General features: G+C 68.0%; 10 protein-coding genes and 1 tRNA gene. 7 read left to right on the top strand and 4 right to left on the bottom strand.

The genetic code is table 11. The annotated features are described in order from the left end of the window. The first annotated feature begins 104 nt into the window (after positions 1-104). Both OHA98_RS04425 and OHA98_RS04420 read left to right on the top strand, forming a co-directional pair. Entirely contained in the window at positions 105-3,611 is a 3,507-nt protein-coding gene (locus OHA98_RS04425) for an AAA family ATPase (RefSeq protein WP_266922785.1), read from the top strand. A 177-nt stretch (positions 3,612-3,788) separates the two neighbouring features. Then, positions 3,789-3,861, top strand: a tRNA-Arg gene (locus OHA98_RS04420). Between the two features lie 356 nt (positions 3,862-4,217). On the opposite strand, the gene OHA98_RS04415 is transcribed toward OHA98_RS04420, so the two are convergent. From OHA98_RS04415 to OHA98_RS04405, 3 genes are all read right to left on the bottom strand, one after another. Further along, positions 4,218-5,432: an IS110 family transposase gene (locus tag OHA98_RS04415; protein WP_266922784.1), complete on the bottom strand. Its 1,215-nt coding sequence runs from the start codon at positions 5,430-5,432 to the stop codon at positions 4,218-4,220. A 326-nt stretch (positions 5,433-5,758) separates the two neighbouring features. Further along, positions 5,759-6,187 (bottom strand): type II toxin-antitoxin system VapC family toxin, encoded by a 429-nt coding sequence (locus OHA98_RS04410; protein WP_266922783.1) that lies wholly within the window; start codon positions 6,185-6,187, stop codon positions 5,759-5,761. Next, on the bottom strand, positions 6,184-6,459 hold the full coding sequence (locus OHA98_RS04405; RefSeq protein WP_266922782.1) for a hypothetical protein: 276 nt from the start codon (positions 6,457-6,459) through the stop codon (positions 6,184-6,186). The genes OHA98_RS04410 and OHA98_RS04405 overlap by 4 nt, the downstream gene beginning before the upstream one ends. A gap of 595 nt (positions 6,460-7,054) precedes the next feature. On the opposite strand from OHA98_RS04405, the gene OHA98_RS04400 reads away from it, so the two are divergent. The 5 genes from OHA98_RS04400 to OHA98_RS04380 all read left to right on the top strand — a co-directional run bounded on the left by OHA98_RS04400 (position 7,055) and on the right by OHA98_RS04380 (position 16,248). After that, positions 7,055-7,774, top strand: coding sequence for a hypothetical protein (locus OHA98_RS04400; protein ID WP_266922781.1), 720 nt, complete (start codon positions 7,055-7,057; stop codon positions 7,772-7,774). Next, entirely contained in the window at positions 7,771-11,547 is a 3,777-nt protein-coding gene (locus OHA98_RS04395; protein WP_266922780.1) for an AAA domain-containing protein, read from the top strand. The genes OHA98_RS04400 and OHA98_RS04395 overlap by 4 nt, the downstream gene beginning before the upstream one ends. Beyond that, positions 11,544-12,449 carry a hypothetical protein gene (locus OHA98_RS04390; protein WP_266922779.1) on the top strand — a complete coding sequence of 302 codons (906 nt, stop codon included), beginning with the start codon at positions 11,544-11,546 and terminating at the stop codon, positions 12,447-12,449. The genes OHA98_RS04395 and OHA98_RS04390 overlap by 4 nt, the downstream gene beginning before the upstream one ends. A 17-nt stretch (positions 12,450-12,466) precedes the next feature. Further along, positions 12,467-13,810: a hypothetical protein gene (locus tag OHA98_RS04385; protein WP_266922778.1), complete on the top strand. Its 1,344-nt coding sequence runs from the start codon at positions 12,467-12,469 to the stop codon at positions 13,808-13,810. A gap of 284 nt (positions 13,811-14,094) precedes the next feature. Continuing rightward, the gene (locus OHA98_RS04380; protein ID WP_266922777.1) at positions 14,095-16,248 is read left to right on the top strand and encodes a restriction endonuclease; all 2,154 of its coding nucleotides are present in this window, start codon (positions 14,095-14,097) and stop codon (positions 16,246-16,248) included. A gap of 31 nt (positions 16,249-16,279) precedes the next feature. On the opposite strand, the gene OHA98_RS04375 is transcribed toward OHA98_RS04380, so the two are convergent. Beyond that, entirely contained in the window at positions 16,280-17,137 is an 858-nt protein-coding gene (locus OHA98_RS04375; protein WP_266922776.1) for an aminoglycoside phosphotransferase family protein, read from the bottom strand. Positions 17,138-17,331 lie beyond the last annotated feature (194 nt).

Below are 17,331 nucleotides of genomic sequence, written 5' to 3'. Positions count from 1 at the left end.
GGCCCACTGACTGTTCGTCACCGGCCGGTTTCTGATAGTTGTTTCCGCGGGGACGGGCGCAGTCCCGCAGCGGCGCCTCGCGGGCGCCGCAGGGGAGGATGTACATGAGCACCACCACACGCGACGAGGTCATCGCCGTCGAGCAGAAGGCGGTGGACCACGCGTACGACTGCTACGCCACGCGGCTGTCCGAGATGACGGGGGCATCGGCCGCCACGGCGTCGGCGAGCGGCAAGGACAGCGTGGCCATCCGGCAGGACGCGGAGGCGCGCGCCGAGGCGTACGGCGGACTGGGCGACGAGGCGCTGGTCTTCTCCCGTGTCGACGCCCCGGAGGAGCCCGGCGGCGAACCGCGCCCCTGGTACATCGGGCGGCGGGGCGTGCGCGACGCCGCGAACGACCCGGTGGTCCTGCTGTGGACCAGCCCGTTGGCGAAGAAGTGGTCCGAGGCGAGGCCCAAGGCGCCCGGGGAGGTGGTCCTGCGGCGGCAGTTGCGGTGCGTGCGGCGCATCGTGGAGGACTACTTCGACGACATCGCACCGGCGGCTCCCGCGCCCACCACTCCTCGTACGGCCCCTCGCCCCACGACCGTCCCGGAGCCGAGGCGGGCGGCGGAGGACACGCCCCCGGACGGCTCCCCGCTCGCGGACGACTCGCCTGCGGACGACTCCCCTGCGGACGGCGACGGCGCGGCAGACGGGACCGCGCTCCCCCGGGCCGCCGTCGCCGCCCCCGGGTCCGCCGCCCCGCCGTCCCCCAGCACGCCCGGGGATGTCGCCCGCGTCCAGCGCCGTAAGCCGCTCCAGCCGGACGACTTCCTGCTGCGGGAGCTCCAGCGCTCGCGCGGCGGCCGTATGCGGGACATCGTCGAGACCATCCGCCGTGACCAGATGGACCTGGTCACGGGCTCGCCCGCCGACATCCTGGTCGTGCAGGGCGGGCCGGGCACCGGCAAGTCCGCGGTCGGTCTGCACCGGGTCACCTGGCTCGTCAACAACGAGCACTTCAAGGCCCAGGACATCCTGGTCATCGGACCGCACCAGCGGTTCCTGGACTATGTCGGCCAGGTTCTGCCCACGCTCGGCACGCGCGACGTCAACGCCGTCCAGCTGGACCGGCTCTGGGTGGGCGAGATCCTCGGCACCGACACCCCACGGGCCCGTGAGGTGAAGTCCGACGAGCGGATGGCGGCCGTCCTGCGGCGCCGGGTCGAGGGCGACTGCCGCCCCGAGGTCCTCGACGACCTCACCACCGCCCCCTCCTTCGAAGGCGACGAACCCGCGATCGTCGTCAACGCCGGAAGTACGACACTGCGCGTACCGCGGTCCGAGGTGATCGGGCTCCTCGACGACGCCCGCGGCGGCGACGGCGCCTACCGGGAGCGCCGCGAACGCTTCCGGAGCCTGTTCGTCGACCGCCTCCTCCAGGAACTCGCCGCCATCGCCCCCCGGCGCGGACAGGGCGGCACGATCCGCCGCGACCTGGAACGCAATCGACGGGTCGAACGGCTCGTCGACCGCATCTGGCCGTCGCCGGGCGCCCGGGAGGCGTTGCGCGGCCTCTACGACTCGCCCGGACTTCTCCGTACCTGCGCCGAAGGCATCCTCGACGACGAGGAACAGGCCGCCCTGCACCGCCCCCGGGCCGCCTCCGCCGACGCCGATCCCTGGACCGTGGACGACCATGTCTGCCTGGAGGAGCTCCGCCATCTCATCGCCGGTGAGACACCGCTGCGCTACGGGCACATCGTCGTGGACGAGGCCCAGGACCTCACGCCCATGCAGGCCCGCGCGCTGCGCCGCCGCTGTGCGGTCAACGGCTCCATGACGGTCCTCGGCGACCTCGCCCAGGCCACCGGCCCCCACACCCACACCAGTTGGGACGGCCTGGGCACCGTCCTGTCCGACCACGGGGACTGGCGCGTCGCCGAGCTGAACACCAGCTACCGGGTGCCCGCGGAGATCATGGAGTTCGTCGCGCCGCTCGCCCGTGCGGTCGCGCCGGGGCTGCCGTATCCGAGGGCTGTACGGGAGGCCGGCGAGGACGCCGTACGTACCCTGGCGACCGAACCGGAACAGCTCCTCGACGACACCGTCGCCCGGGTGATCCACCTGGTGGGCACCAGCGACGGGCAGAACCCGCGGTCCGTGGCCGTCATCGTCCCCGACGGCTCGCCGTGGCTCGACGCGATCAGCGGCCGGCTCGACGAGCACCCCGGCCTCACGGACCGGAGCCGCAACGCGGTGTCCGTCCTGGCCGCCGCCCAGGCCAAGGGCATGGAGTACGACCATGTCCTGGTCGTCGAGCCCGCCGACATCGCCGATACCGGCCCGGCGGGACCGCGCCGGCTCTACATCGCCCTCACGCGCAGCACGCAGAGCCTGACCGTGCTGCACACCTCACCGCTCCCGGAGATCCTCACGAACACCGACGGCACCGGGGAACCGTCCTCGGCGGAACCGGAGTCCGGTACGGCACCGGGCGACGTCCCCGAGATCGGAACCGACATCCGGGTGCGGGTCCTGGGCCCCGGGCCGGGCGGCCGCTACAAGGTCAAGGCACTGTCCACCGCCGCCACCCGCCCCCTGTTCCTCACCGTCCGGCACGGCTCGGCTCCCCCGCGTCCGGGCGATGAACTGGACTGCTGGGTCTTCGCCAACGAGACCAACCAGAGCGTGCTCACCGCCGACCAGCGCGGCCGCCTGCCCATCTCGCCCAGGATGGCGGAACGGTACGTGGCGGCGCTCACCGTCCTCGACGAACTGCTCACCCCTGACGCGGACATCCCCCCGGACGCCCGCGGCCGTCTGTCCGAGCTCCAGGGCATGGCCAACCGCGTCCTGCGCCGGGACCAGGCGGACTGGGTGGACGTACGACGCGTACTCGGCTCCCCCGACCGGCACCGGCTGGGCGTGCTCCGCGACCTCGCGGCAGGCGCCAACCGCGCGCTCAAGGACGGCACACCGGACATCGGCCGGCTCCGTCACGAGCTGGCCGACTCCGGCTGGGCCCAGGCCCTGCACGCGGCACAGCAGACGCTCCGGACGAGGCTCACCACCCCACCACCGCCCCCCGAGTCCACCCCCGCCACCGCCCCGGCCCCCGCCACCCCGACGCAGCAGCCCGAGCCGAAGGAAACCACCCCCGTGACCACCGCCGCAGAAGCCCCCACCTCACCGCCCACCGCCACAAGGGCGGGCTTCCTGCGCGCACTGGAGACCGCGGCGGCCACCGACCGCACGTGCAGGAAGCACGAAGCGGTGCGCCACGCCCTGAAGTCGGCCCTGCTCTGGTCCGACATCCAGCCCTCCGACTCCGAGATCGTCGACGTCAGCTGCGTCACTGACCAGGGCCTGTCCGTCTACGAGGTCCTGGGCGCCGGCCGCTCCACCTACCAGGACCTCCGCTCCGGAGCGACCCGCCTCCTGGAGATCAACCACACCCTCCCCACCCCGGCCACCACCCTCTACCTGGTCCTCTGCGAACAGCCCGCCGAGGACTGGTCGGCCGACACGGTCCGCGACATCTTCAACGTCCGGGTCCTGTGGCGAACCCCCGACGGCTGGGGCGGCCAGGACGCAGAAGCGGCCTGGGACCCATCGGGGGCGTGAACACCCCCGCAGTACCCGACAGCACCCCCGCACCCCGCCCCCCAAACCCCAACACCGCCCCGCCCTCTCATCCGCTAAGCTGGCCAGGGCCGCTGTCAAAGGTGGCCCAGGACCTTGCCGGAACCAGGCAGACTCGCACCGAGGCCTTCCACCACGTTCCACGCACGGCTCCGCCCCGCCTTCGTAGCTCAGGGGATAGAGCACCGCTCTCCTAAAGCGGGTGTCGCAGGTTCGAATCCTGCCGGGGGCACAACGCGTTACCTCTCCGACCTGGGGTTTCTCCCCCAGGGAGGGGTTCTATTCGGCCTCGGACTCGTCGTCCGGGGCCGTTTGCGTGAGCGGGCGGGGAGTTGATCTCCCAAATCTCGCCCACCGGATCAGCATCCTCCGGCATCGAGGAATGGCCGAGCATCTCCTGAGCATCCTTCAGGCCGACCTCGACCGCGCGATCTGGATCGCGGCACCGTGACGAGGGTCGTGGAGGCGAATCAGCGGGAGGCCGGCTTCCTCTCACAGCCCGATGAACCGCCGTATGGGCGTTGGCGGGGGGTGTCTCTATGTCGTTCGTCAAGGATGTGGCGCCGGGTATGAGGCTGTTTGGGATGGTTATGCGGCGAGGGTGACGGTGGGGGTTCGAGACTCGTAGAAGGTGCCGTCCCGGAGCATGGCGAAGAGGACACTGATGCGTTGACGGGCGAGGCGGAGGAGGGCTTGGGTGTGGGTTTTGCCGCGGGCGCGTTGCCGGTCGTAGTAGGTGCGCGAGGCCGGGTCGGCGTTCATGCAGGCGAATGCGGAGAGGAACATGGCGCGTTTGAGCTGCCGGTTTCCGCCTCTGGGTGCGTGTTCGCCGTGGATCGAGGTCCCCGACGATTTTGTCGTCGGGGCGAGGCCGGCGTAAGAGGCGAGGTGGGCGGCGCTGGGGAAGCCGGTGCCGTCGCCGACGGTGACCAGAAGGACGGCGGCGGTCCTGACTCCGACTCCGGGCATCGAGGTCAGGACCGGATGAAGAGGGTGGGCCTCCAGCAGGGTGCTGATCTGGGCTTCCAGTGCCCGGCGCTGGTCATGGACCGCGGCGAGCGAGGCGGCCAGCGACGGGATCACGATGTCGAGGGTGCCCGTGCCGGGAACAACGACGGTCTGCTCGTCGAGAGCGTCGAAGACCTCGTCGATCAGCCTCTGCGCCATCCGCGGGGCCTTGGGCCGGATCAGCTCGACGAGTCTGCGGCGGCCTGCTTTCCGCAGGGCGGCCGGAGATCCGTGGCGTTCCAGCAGCCAGGTGACGGCCCGGTGGTCCAACCGGGGCCCCAGCACGCGCTCGAGGCTGGGGTGGAACTGGGTGAGCAGGCCGCGTATCCGGTTGGAGGTCCGGGTGGCCTCGGCTGCGAGGTCCTGGTCGAAACCGGTCAGGACCGTGAGCTCGGCGGTGATCTCGTCGGTCAGCTCAAGCGAACGCAGGGTGTGAGGCATCGTCCGGGCCGCGTCCGCGATCACCGCCGCGTCCTTCGCGTCCGTTTTCGCCTCGCCCGGATACAGATCAGCGATTCGGCGCATCGCGAGTCCGGGCAGGTAAGCGACCTCGCAGCCCGCGTCGCGGGCGACGGTCAGCGGCAGGGCACCGATGGACGCGGGCTGGTCCACGATCACCAGCACAGTGCCGAACTTGGCTTTGAGCTTGTCGAAGACGGCCCGCAGCTTGGGTTCGCTGTTGGGCATCGGCTTGTCGAAGACCTTCTTCCCGGCTGGGGTGAGCCCGTGACCGTGATGGGCGGTCTTGCCGACGTCCATCCCGAGGAAGACGCCCACGCCTTCGGTGTCGAACATCGCACCCTCTCCAGGTCGTTGACCGTGCCGGCCTCGGCAGTGGCACCGTGCTCGCGCATCCACGTTATGCAGACCTGCCGCCCACGTCTCTGCCCGGCATTGCGCCGGACCGGGCGGTGGCCGGGTCTCTCATCAGCGTCTCCGACGGCACCCCCAGGCCCGGCGACACCACCCCCCAGGTCATCCGTTCGACAGAGGGGACACAGTCATACCGGGCCCGGAGGCCAGCGGCCCCATTGCAGGACCGCGAAAAACATAACGGGGGAGCAGTTATCCGTTCTCGCGGGTGAAGACACGTCCTGTGTCGCCCCAGGCGCTGCCGCCACCTACATGTGCTGCTCCCACGGGTTGACCACCAGAGCCCCGGTTCGGGCCATGTGCTTGATGTTGCGGGTGGCTACCGTCCAGCCGTTGGCCAGGGCCGTAGCAGCGATCAGCGCGTCCGGCGGATCAATGCTGGTACCGGCGGCCTTGAGCGTCTTGTGAATGCCGAGATAGGCGGCCGCTTCCGGTTCGCCGATCGGCGCGATGCGCTCATGGAATTCGTGCCGTACCGCAGCTAGGGCTTGGGCGTAACGGGCCTGTCGTACGAGATCCGGGGCGGCGGCCACCCCCGCCTCGATCTCGGCCACAGTGATCACGCTCAGGAAACGGTTGGGCCTGGCCGTGGACCGAAACCAGGCCATCGCGCGCGGGTCGGGCTTCGCCCGGGTCGTGAGCTCGGCAACGACATTGGTGTCGAACAGGTAGATCATTCGGCGCCCGTCGGATCATCATAGGAGCGGGCACCGAACTCCAGCCCCTCGAAGGGCCGGGAAAGCAGGAATTCCTCAAAACCATCGTTGCTCAGCGTCACCCAGCGCAACAGCATCTCGGGCAGCGCCTCGATCTCCGTGTCGGCGAGTTCGGCGTCGAAGTGCCGTCGTTGATCCTCCGGCAGGGACTCCCGGATGTCACGGATGGTCCGCAGCGGGTGCGACGACGGGGGCGGTGGCGAGTGAGGTGCACCGTTGGGGGCTGTGGTCATCGGCATCGCCTCCGCTTGATCAGGCCGTCGTCTGACTGCTGGTATCAGGCTACGGGTTCCCACCTGCACGCTCACAGCTTTGCGACGAGAGCAGGGCGCGTCCGTCCGCCTGCCCCGCCCAACGGCATCGGCATCGGCATCGGCATCGGCATCGGCATCGGCATCGGCAATTGTTGTGGAGTGCGCCCGACGTCCGTCCTGACACTCGAATCGCGCCACAATTAGTAACCGATCAGTCGCCGAAAGTAGCAGTCGGGCGGTGTGGCCGATGCGGTGCACTCGAGATCTCCCGGCCCACGGATACCAGCGATCGGGGTTCTCCCGGCACCCTCTCCCACCTGCGCAAGAGCGCCCTCAGAGAGTCCCTTCACGCGAGATTCGCCGGGCCAATCGACACCGGCGCGACCAACCTCTCAGGCGCCGTTGACGGTAGCACCGGGGCCACGGCGCGGATCCGGCCATCATGCCCAGAGTCCGTTGCTCCGACCTCAAGGGACCCTCATTCTGGAGCGTTCGTCAGCGGCCAAGAAGGAGAACGGTGAACGTTCCGCGACGTCACGCACACGATCCTGATGCCATCGGGCAGACAGCAGGATTGATCAACTTTCTGCGAGACATGGTCCACAGCAGTCACCGGCGGCAGCGCGACGACCGCAGCCGTGAGCGCATGTGGCTGGCCACGTTGCCGGAGAGCATCCGTAAGCCCACGCAACGCCCTGACGGAGTTCTGCTGTCACTCGACCACGTACCCCAAAGTGCACCGCCGGAACTTCCAGACTCGCTCGACGGCTGGGTCGAGCCAACGTTCTGCCTGGACCCCGACGAGGGTGATCCGCCTCTTGCAGAAGAGGGGCCGACAGTCGGGCTGGTGCCCGTCGCAGACGAGTGGGGGCCACCGCCGGAGGAAACCCGGCGCCGCGAAGAGGCCGGTGACGTGCTACGGGCCTACGGGACATGGCTGGATCGCTGGCGTCGGTGGGCTGCGAGAGAGCGCGAGGAACGCCCACTCCGCGAGCTGTACGACCGGATGTACGCGTGGCACCAGAGGCTGGCCCGGGAGGACGACCAGACGGAGCTTGTCCTGGGAGTGGGCCTTTTGACCTGGGAGGACTCAGATGGTGCTGCAGTACACCGCCATCTTTTCACCCATCGTGTGGAGACATCAGTTGATCGCCGCACGGCGAGGCTGACGGTACGCCTCTCGTCGGAGAGCGCCCTGCGCCTTGAAGACCAGGACTTCCTGGACAGTGAAGACGGGTGGGTGCGCGAGCGGGGGGGGCCGCTCTCTCGGAGGAAATCACAGCCCGCGGAATGAATCCGCTCGGCCCGGAGGCGCTTGAGCAACTCGCACAGTGGCAGGAGCGGGCCACCACGCGTCCCATGGGCTTCAGCGCAGCGTGGGAACCACCCCGCGCGCCTGAACAGGGGGCACGTCTCACCTACGCGCCCGCCCTGGTCATGCGCCCACGCAACCTCAACTCCCTTCTGCGGTTCTACGACCAGATCTCAGAAGCGGTGGCCTCGGAGGGCCGGGCGCCGCTCGGCCTGGCCCAGATGGCGATGACGATCGAGACCGCCGACCGCGCCAACTGGGATGGCGCCCAGAGGGGGCCCCTCTTCGGTGACGACCCTCTCTTCCCGGGCAAGACGAACGCTCAGCAGCGCAGTGTGCTGGGGCGCCTGGAGCACGACACGGGCGTGGTGGTCCAGGGACCGCCTGGGACGGGCAAGACTCACACGATCGCCAACCTGGTCTCCGCGTTACTCGCGCAGGGCCAGCGCGTACTCGTCACCAGCGCTCGTGATCAGCCGCTCACCGTACTGCGGGACAAACTGCCGTCATCTGTAAGGGACCTGTGCGTACTGCTACTCAGCTCCACTCGCTACGAGGGCGAGGACGAGTTGGAGCGCACCATCAACGCGCTCACCGACCAGGTCGCCACCAGCAGTCCCGACGAACTACACGCCGAGATCCGCCGCCTTACTGGTGAACGGGACGAGGTACGAGGGCGGATCGGTGTACTCACAGAACAAGTGATCTCGCTTCGGGAGACGGAGTACCGGCATCGGAGTGTGGCACCGGGATACGCAGGAACGCTCGCGGAGATCGTGGAGCGAATCAACTCCGGAACCGACAAGTTCGGATGGATCGGACGTCTTCCCGAGACCTCAGAGGGTGCTCCTCCGCTAACCTCCGAGCAGGCTCATGAGCTGCTCGTCCTGCTGCGCGACGGCGTGGGTATGCCCCGTCCGGGAGGTGCGCTCCCCGCCCCTGACAAGCTCCCCTCGCCCCGGCAGATCGCGGACGTCTTCAGCGCCAGCCGCCTGAGCGATGACGGGCTCTCCGTAGAGGCCGTCAGGATCCGGAACGCGGTCGCCCAGCTCAACGCATCCGTAACCTCCGAGCTGTCCGCGCTGCTCGATGCTGGCGAGACCGCGCTGCATCACCTCGGGATGCCCGCCGACGCCACACTCTGGGATTCCGGCGCCTGGGTCACCCGGGCACTGACAGACCGGCTCTCCCGATCCGGTCTCGGGTTGTGGCAGCGGGTGGTAGCCGTCACGGACGACATCAGCAAGGTCTCGCGGGACGTGAATGCGCTGGGCCTGCGCTTGGTACACGTGCCCCAAGACCTGACTGCCGAAGAAGCCGGCCAACTGACTGCCACTGGCATCGCGCTCCGGGAGTACCTGTCCTCGGGCAAGACTCTGCGGTCCCGGTTCCCGGTCAAAGCCCAGAGGAACGCCAGTGAATTGCTGGAGTCCTGCACCGTCGACGGCCGTTCGCCGCAGACGACCGAGGACTTGGACGCCGTGCTGGCTCACCTACGGGCGCACTCCACGCTTGTCGGCGCGGCCACTCGGTGGCAGCAGGTGAATGCTGAGGTCCCACAGGGAGACGTGGAGGTGCGGTTGGCTGAACTGACGGCACGCGCCGAGCGCCTTGAGCACGTACAGGCGTTTGGCTCAGCCCGAGACCGCGTCGACGCACTGCTCGTACACCACGGTGTACGGCTGACGCTCGCTTCCTGCCAAGCGTGGCAGGACTTCAACGCCGGTGTCGCCGCGCTGCATGGTCGACAGGCCGCCGACGACGCGGTAGCGCAGTTGACCACGTGGGATGAACTCCTTCGTACCCCTGTTGACGGTAAGCAGCCGGCCACGGAGTCCATGGCTCTGGTGCAGGCTCTCCGTGACCAGGACGTGGAGGCTTATACCGAGGCACTGGAAGCACTGGCCGCCGCGCACGGGCGGGAGCATCGCACACGTCGGTGCGCCGAGCTGCTGGTCAGCCTGCGCGCCAGCCACTCTCGGCTCGCAAGCCAACTCATGGACAACGCCGACGATCCCGACTGGGAGAGTCGGCTGGGCTCCCTGGAACGGGCATGGGCGTGGGCGAAGGCTTCTCAGTTCTTGGAGAAACAGCGGACACCCGGCCTGGAGCGCAAGCTCGAAGGCGAACTGGGGGAGCACGAAGACCGTCTCGAGCAACTGACTGGTGAACTCGCAGCTACTTGGGGCCGGTTGCACTGCTTGGAGCGGATGACCCAGGAACAGCGCTCTGCGCTCCAAGCCTACCGGACGCACATGGCGTCTGTCGGAAAGGGCAAGGGGAAGAACACGGGCCTTTTCAGAGCCGCAGCACGCGATGCGATGTCGGTGGCCCAGGATGCCGTACCAGCGTGGGTAATGCCCATCCCTCAGGTCGCTGAGATGGTGCAAGTCAGGCGGGACGCCTTCGACGTCGTCATTGTGGACGAGGCCAGTCAAGCGGGAATGGACGCTCTGTTCCTCCTGTGGTTGGCCCCCCGCGTGATCGTCGTCGGTGACGACAAGCAGTGCGCGCCCTCCCTCACTAGCAAAGGCCGTCACCAGGCTATCCAGGACAAGCTGGCCGCTCACCTGCCCGACATGCCCAGTCGGCTGCGCCAGCTCTACATGCCGCACACCAACCTGTACCAGTTGCTGTCCACCTTCTTCCCGCAGGTAATTCGCCTCGAAGAGCACTTCCGTTGTGTGCCGGAGATCATCAACTGGTCGTCCAGCACGTTCTACAACAACAAGCTCCTGCCCTTGCGGCAATACGGCGCCGAACGGCTGGACCCGCTGCGCACCCACTTCGTCGAGGGCGCCGCAGTCACGGGCCGCGAGAGCCGTATCCACAACCCCAAGGAAGCCGAGGCGATCGTCGACTGCCTCGCCCGCCTGGCCGAGGACCCCGCCTACCAGGACAAGACCATGGGCGTGATCGTGCTCCAGGGCTTCGGCCAGATCAAGCTCCTGGAAGCCCTCATCGAGCAGCGGCTTCCGGCCACCGTTCGCGAGCGACACCGGATTCGCGTCGGCAACGCGGCGTCGTTCCAGGGCGACGAGCGCCACGTCATCCTGCTGTCCATGGTGGTGACGAACCCATCGCGCTCAGTCGGCGGGCACAAGAGCGAACAGCAGGCCTACAACGTCGCCGCCAGTAGAGCCCAGGATCAAATGTGGCTCTTCTACTCGGTTCCGCCGGACCGTCTCAAGCCTCACGACCTGCGGCTGAACCTCCTGTCGTACATGGAGAACCCTCCCGCGGCGTTGGATGCCGCCGACGACATCGGACCAGTGCTGCCGGATGTCCGCCGGGCCCCCTTCGACTCCCTCTTCGAGCAGCAGGTGTATCTGAAGATCAAAGAGCGGGGCTACCACGCGATCCCACAGTTCCCGGCCGGCAGCAAGCGCATCGACCTGGTGATCGTCGGGGCCCGTGGCCGCATCGCGGTCGAGTGCGACGGCGATGCCTTCCACTACGCAACGCGGGACCAGATCGAGAACGACCAGCGGCGGGACCGCGAGCTGAAGCGTGTGGGCTGGGAATTCTGGCGCGTACGAGAGAGCGAGTTCCGCTTCGACCCCGATGCCGCGCTCGACGACCTGTGGGAGGAACTCGACCGGCAGGGTATCCGGCCCGCCAATTACACGCCCTCCACTACAGCCGGCCCCCGAACCGAGTGGAAGCCACTCGACCTGGCCTCGGATGACAGCACCGGGGACAACCAGACCGACGGCCACATCGACGACGACACCGCAGAGGACGAAGCCGCATGACACAGGAAACCATGTTGGGCCCACTCGATGGCAACACACTGAAAGAGTTGGCCCGCGTCATCTGCGGCGACGATCAGCTCTACTACCGCAGAGGCTTCGAGATCGCTCACTTCCTGGAGAACGCCGGCTGGCTCAACGTGCCCGAGTACGACGGCGAATACCGGGGCGAGTGGACGCTCCAGCTCCTCACAGGTCGCCGTGACAACCCCACTGAACTGGAGAAGGTGCTGGTCAGGCTCGCAGACGCGCGGGAGTACCTCGGCGAGCCCGAGGTACTCCCGGCGGTCGTCGACGCGGTCAACGCCTTCCTCGTACACGAGGGCTTTCGCTTGGAAAATCCAGGTGGTCGCCCCAGGATCGTCGTCTGTGACCCAGCCATGACGCATCCGGGTCAGCGGGCGTCGGTCGAGCTCAAGGCCACGATGGCCGAGATCATCCGTGAACCACGTATGGCTGCGCTGCTCCAACGCCGGCTGGACGAAGCCCGCACCTGTTACGCCAACGGCGCCCACGTCGCGGCAATCATCATGCTGGGCAGCCTCCTCGAAGGTGTCCTGCTCACGGTGATTCATGAGCGCGACGCTTCCTTGCTCGGCAAAAAGGACGCCAATTTCATTGGCCTAAAAGACCTCATTGATATCTGCCGCAGGGCGGGCTGGATCGACATCGACATGGAGCGCTTCAGTCAGGCACTTCGTGAGTACCGCAATTTCGTCCACCCACGACGTGAATTCCGCGAGGAACATACTCCCGACCGCGACACGCTCACCGTTTCCTGGTACGTCGTGAACGGCTCTCTCAATGACCTCGCGGCCAGCCTGCCCAAAGTCGGCGCACAGAGCCGAAGCGTGGGACCGCAGCGCAGTGGCCGGGCCGCAGCGCCCAGCACAAGCACTTCCTAATTACTAGGGGGAACAGGATGAAAAACACTGCAGAGGTGTTGAGGGACCTTGTGGAGCCGTCGAACATCGCAGTTCACTCGACCCTGCAGCTCGCCGGGGACGTGAGCGTTGCGGCAGCGGAGGACGACAAGCAGAGAAAGGCGAAAGATCTTGATCGGCTTCGTCGGAAGCCTGGGCTGTGCCCGGTACCGGCAAAAGATCTCTGCCGACTTGCGCAACTCACAACCTGGGATGTGCTGCACTCATTTGGACGAGCAATCACCTTGGCTCGGCGCGGAGCGGGACGCGGTCTCGCCGAGCATTGGAGTTGCCTGAAGTACAACCAGGCTCTGACCGGGAACTCAGATTCTTTCATCGGTCTCTCCGCCGAGGGCCGAGAGACCGCGGACTACTACAAGGCACTTCAGTCGGGGGAACTCGGTACCGGTTTCGCGCTGGCGCTCGCTAAACGGCTCCTGAGCAGGCGCTACCCGAACCACTTCGTCTCGATCGTGCCGGCTGACACTGCTCTGCGCGCGGGGTGGGCCCTAACCAGCAGAGACTCCGGCCCAAAATCGGGCTACCGATACCGACCACAGTTCTTCGCCGAGGTATGGAGGCCCGGCGAGCCATCTCGCGTCTTCCCCATCGCGTGCAAAGGCAACCACAGCGGGCTTTCCGCTTCTCATACTCAGCTCGCCTCGGCTTCCACCCACGCCGAGGCAGTCCACATCGGAGCTTGGGACGAGACACCGTGCTTGGTTTTCAGCACGGAGCTCCCACTCGACGGCCCGCTGACGGTCCACGCCCTGGAGGCGGGCGGAAGCGGCGGTTGGCTGGATGCTCCGGAACGCGTTCTTGATCACGAGTTGGAGGACGTGAATGTATATCCCGGCATCCGGCCAATCGCACAAAGCGACAACACCGCAGAGCCCGAACCCGGCTATCACGTGAGCCCCGACCTCTATGGTTGGTTTCAGCACACGCTTGCCCGCACTGCCGCAGCCGGGCTTACGGCGTTCGCCGGTGACACAAGGGCAACCGCCCCTTACTTGACGAAACGACAGGGGCAACGGCACTTCACGGGCTTCACACACGCGGCCACAGGCAGCGTCCAGGATGCACGGCACCGCTTCTTCGGCGTCGAGTTCGTCGGCACCGATCACGTCTTCCGGCTCAATCGGAAGCGAGTCGAAGCGTTCTCCGGAGTCGCGGAAGATCTCTTCCGTCACCTTGAGGAAGGACGGGTGGAGAAGTACCGGCGAGAAGTCTACGCACGCCGCTCCACTTGGCCTCGCGACGTCTGGGCCTCACGTTGGGACGGCCCCGTCTCCATACATCCTGACGGCTCTGTACTGGCCATGCGCCTATTCCACGATTAATCCGCACCGCACGGGCTCCACCATCTCGCCCTCGTACCCGCCAGCACGATGATCTGCGCCATTCTGCTCATGGGCGCATGTCATCGCGCCCCGCCCCCGCAGGCATGTCGTTCGGGGAGCCCGGTCTCCCTCCTCGCCTCTGGCCCACCGCTGAGTACGGAAGGTCCGTGCAGGTGGATGGGCGGCCCGGCGGTTGCCGACTAAAGTCGTTTCATCACTGATGGTTATGGGGCCAGGACTGGGCGTGTGCACGCCAAGTCGCTGGTGGGGAGGGCCTGTAGAGCATGAGTCGTCGCTCGAATGGGTTGGCCGGCATCTGGGCTGAGGCGCAACGCCAGCAACAACGACAACTGGAGGCGCAAGCCAGGTACCAACGGGATCAGGAACGTCAGCAGCGGGCCCACCAGCGAGATCTGGCGCGCAGCTATCGTGAGCAGCGGGCGGCGTACCGACAGCAACGCGAAGCGGATGCCCGGACACGGACGGAGGAACTCGACGCACGGGTCGAGTCACTGCAGGGGTTACTGGCGGCAGGGTGCCGGGCTCCGGCCTTCAGGGCGGGCGCGCTGAGCCGCCCCGAGCGGATCGAGGCCTTCTCTCCAGGACAGCTCGCCTGTCCGGTTCCCATGCCGCATCCGAGTCAGTACCAGCCGCAGGGCGGTTGGACGGCGGGCCGGCGAGCCCAGGCGCAGGCCGAAGCGCGGTCCCGGTTCGAGCACGCCTGGCAGGCCGCTCAGGCTGCGGAAACACAGCGGCAGCAACAGCTGGCCGCCTACCGACTCCAATACCAGCAGTGGGCCGATGCCCAGTTGGAGGAGATCCGTCGGCACAACGCCGGAATCGCCGCAATGAAGGCGGGACTTCGAGGCGGTGATGCCGAAGCCGCAGTGGACTACTTCTGCGCCGCTCTCTACGCCTCGGGCTCATGGCCGGAGAATCTCCCGCGTCAGGTGTCCGCCGCCTACGACCCGCACGCCCGCCAGTTGGTGCTGAACTGGGAGCTGCCCAGGTACGACGTCGTACCGGAGATAAAGTCGGTGCGCTACATGCCTTCCGCCGATCAGGAGAAGGAGGCCGCCCGGCCTGTGACACAGCGCCGCGCGCTGTACCGGGATGTGCTCGCGCAGTGTCTGCTGCTGGTTCTGCACGACCTGTTCGCCGCCGATGAGTTCGGCGCACTGGAATCGGTCGCGTTGAACGGTTTCGTGGATGATCACGACCCGGCCACCGGCAGGCGGGCGCAGATGTTCCTGGCCACGGTCATGGCGTCGCGTTCGGTCTTCTCCGAGCTGCGCCTGGAGCAGGTGAACGCCGTCGATTGCCTGGTGGGCGCGCTCCGGGGCCAGTTGTCGTCGCGCCCCGACCAGCTAGGGACGGTGCGTCCCGGCCGGGTTCCCGAGGACATCGGCAACGGCGTCGTCACGCATGGAGGGGGCGAGGAACCGGATCTGTACGCAATGGACCCCATCGACTTCGAGTCCTTGATCGCGGAGCTGTTCCGAGCCATGGGCATGCAGGCCGTGACAACCCAGCGCTCCAACGACGGCGGGGTGGACGTCGACGCACTGGACCCGGCCCCGATCCGTGGCGGCAAGATCGTCGTCCAGGTCAAGCGGTACCGCAATACGGTGCCTCCGACGGCCGTACGCGACTTGTACGGCACGGTCCAGGACGCCGGAGCCAATAAGGGCGTGCTGGTCACGACATCCGGTTTCGGCCCCGGTTCGCACACCTTCGCCAACGGCAAGCCCCTGGAGCTGGTCTCGGGCTCCGAACTGGTCGACCTGCTGCATCGTCACGGGCTGAGCGGCAGGCTGGGCACTGGCGACCGCACGGTACCGGCACCACGCTCGGCACCGGACGACCGACCTTCAACGCCGGACAACGGGCTCCCGACCCCAGGCGGCGAAGGCTCGGCAACGGGCAGCGGACCATCCGATGGACCGGGCACGGATGACCACAACGTCTTGGGCATGTACTGGTCGGGCGGAGTCGCCCTGGACGTCTGCGCACTCGTCTGCCAGGGCAACAGGGTCCTGGACGACAGCCACTTCGTCTTCTTCAACAACCCCGCGACGCCCGACGGCACGGTCCGCGCGCTCACGCCTGCCGTGCCGGACAAGGCGGCCATCCGCGTGTCCTTCGACAGCCTGCCCGCACGTGCCGACCGGCTCGTCGTGATCGCTGCGGTCGATCCTGTCGTCAACCCCGCGGCCGACCTGTCCGGGTTCGTCGACGCCGGTATCCGGCTGCTGGACGCCGAGGGCGCCCAACTCGACCGGCTGGTAGTCTCCGACGGCCGCGCGGGCGAGACCGCCCTCGTCCTGGGATCCTTCCGCCGTCGCACGAACGGCGACTGGGAGTTCGTGACCGGGGGCAGGGGATACCGGAACGGCCTGGAGGAACTCGTCCAGGAATACGGAATCGACGTGGCCTAGCCTCCCGGCCCGTACGGCGGCGGGCCGGTCGCTATCGGGAGTCGAGCAGCTCGCCGATCACATGGCGTGCCGTCGTCGCCATGAACGGGTTCGTCTCGCGGTAGTACGAGAGTTCCATGAGCGCGATGGACAGCGCCCAGCCGCGGCCCCGGGCCCAGGTCGCGTCGTCGGCCGCCAGTGCCGTACGGAATTCCTCCCGTGCTCCGGCGGGCAGCAGGTACCAGGCCGCGATCAGGTCCACGGCGGGGTCGGCGAGGCCCATGCAGCCGAAGTCGATGACCGCGGCGAGGCGGCCGTCCGCGACCAGGACGTTGCCGGGCTGGAGGTCTCCGTGGGCCCAGACGGGCGGGCCGGACAGGGCGGGCGCACGCAGGGCGTCGTCCCAGGCGCCGGTCGTGGCGGTGGTGTCGAGGTGTCCGCGCAGGGACGCGATCGCGTCCCGGGTCGCGGCGTCCCGGGATGCCAGGGGTTCGCTGCGGTACGCGGGCGGGCCGTCCGTGGGGTCGGTCCGGCGGAGCGCGCCGACGAACTCCGCCAGGTCCGCGGCGAAGACGCCGGGGTCGACCGGGTTGTCACGGCCCGGGTTCTCGCCGTCCAGCCAGCCGCACACGGACCAGGGCCACGGGTAGCCCTCGCCCGGTTGGCCCTTGGCGAGCGGGGCGGGGACCGCGAAGGGGAGCCGCGGGGCGAGGTACGGCAGCCAGCGGTACTCGGTCTCCACGTCCTGCGCGCCGCCCTGCGCGCACGGCAGCCGTACGGCCTTGTCCGCGCCGAGGCGGAAGATCGCGTTGACCGTGCCGTGGGAGTCGACCGGCTCCACCGGAAGGTCCGCCCACTGCGGAAACTGCGCGGCGATCAGACGGCGTACGAGCGGGACATCAGGCACCATGCCGCGATCGAAGCCGGTTCCGCGCCCGGCCGCAACAGCATTCCTCCGCGTCCGAGCCGTACGTCCACGTGTACGCGTACTCCGCCGTATGGACAGCCAGTTGGCGGAAGGCCGGCCGCCCCTCGGAACGCGCCCGGCTCCCCAACGGGGCGGAGCCCCCGACGCAACACCGGGTACCGGACATTCACGGGCAC

The sequence above is a fragment of the Streptomyces sp. NBC_00654 genome (assembly GCF_026341775.1).
Taxonomy (GTDB): domain Bacteria; phylum Actinomycetota; class Actinomycetes; order Streptomycetales; family Streptomycetaceae; genus Streptomyces.
This window is presented reverse-complemented; position numbering and strand designations above follow the sequence as displayed.

Excerpts from the sequence above, each read along its gene's own strand:
- OHA98_RS04425 (WP_266922785.1), top strand. The coding sequence starts at position 105 with ATGAGCACCACCACACGCGACGAGGTCATCGCCGTCGAGCAGAAGGCG.
- OHA98_RS04415 (WP_266922784.1), bottom strand. The coding sequence starts at position 5,432 with ATGTTCGACACCGAAGGCGTGGGCGTCTTCCTCGGGATGGACGTCGGC.
- OHA98_RS04410 (WP_266922783.1), bottom strand. The coding sequence starts at position 6,187 with ATGATCTACCTGTTCGACACCAATGTCGTTGCCGAGCTCACGACCCGG.
- OHA98_RS04405 (WP_266922782.1), bottom strand. The coding sequence starts at position 6,459 with ATGACCACAGCCCCCAACGGTGCACCTCACTCGCCACCGCCCCCGTCG.
- OHA98_RS04395 (WP_266922780.1), top strand. The coding sequence starts at position 7,771 with ATGAATCCGCTCGGCCCGGAGGCGCTTGAGCAACTCGCACAGTGGCAG.
- OHA98_RS04390 (WP_266922779.1), top strand. The coding sequence starts at position 11,544 with ATGACACAGGAAACCATGTTGGGCCCACTCGATGGCAACACACTGAAA.
- OHA98_RS04385 (WP_266922778.1), top strand. The coding sequence starts at position 12,467 with ATGAAAAACACTGCAGAGGTGTTGAGGGACCTTGTGGAGCCGTCGAAC.
- OHA98_RS04380 (WP_266922777.1), top strand. The coding sequence starts at position 14,095 with ATGAGTCGTCGCTCGAATGGGTTGGCCGGCATCTGGGCTGAGGCGCAA.
- OHA98_RS04375 (WP_266922776.1), bottom strand. The coding sequence starts at position 17,137 with ATGGTGCCTGATGTCCCGCTCGTACGCCGTCTGATCGCCGCGCAGTTT.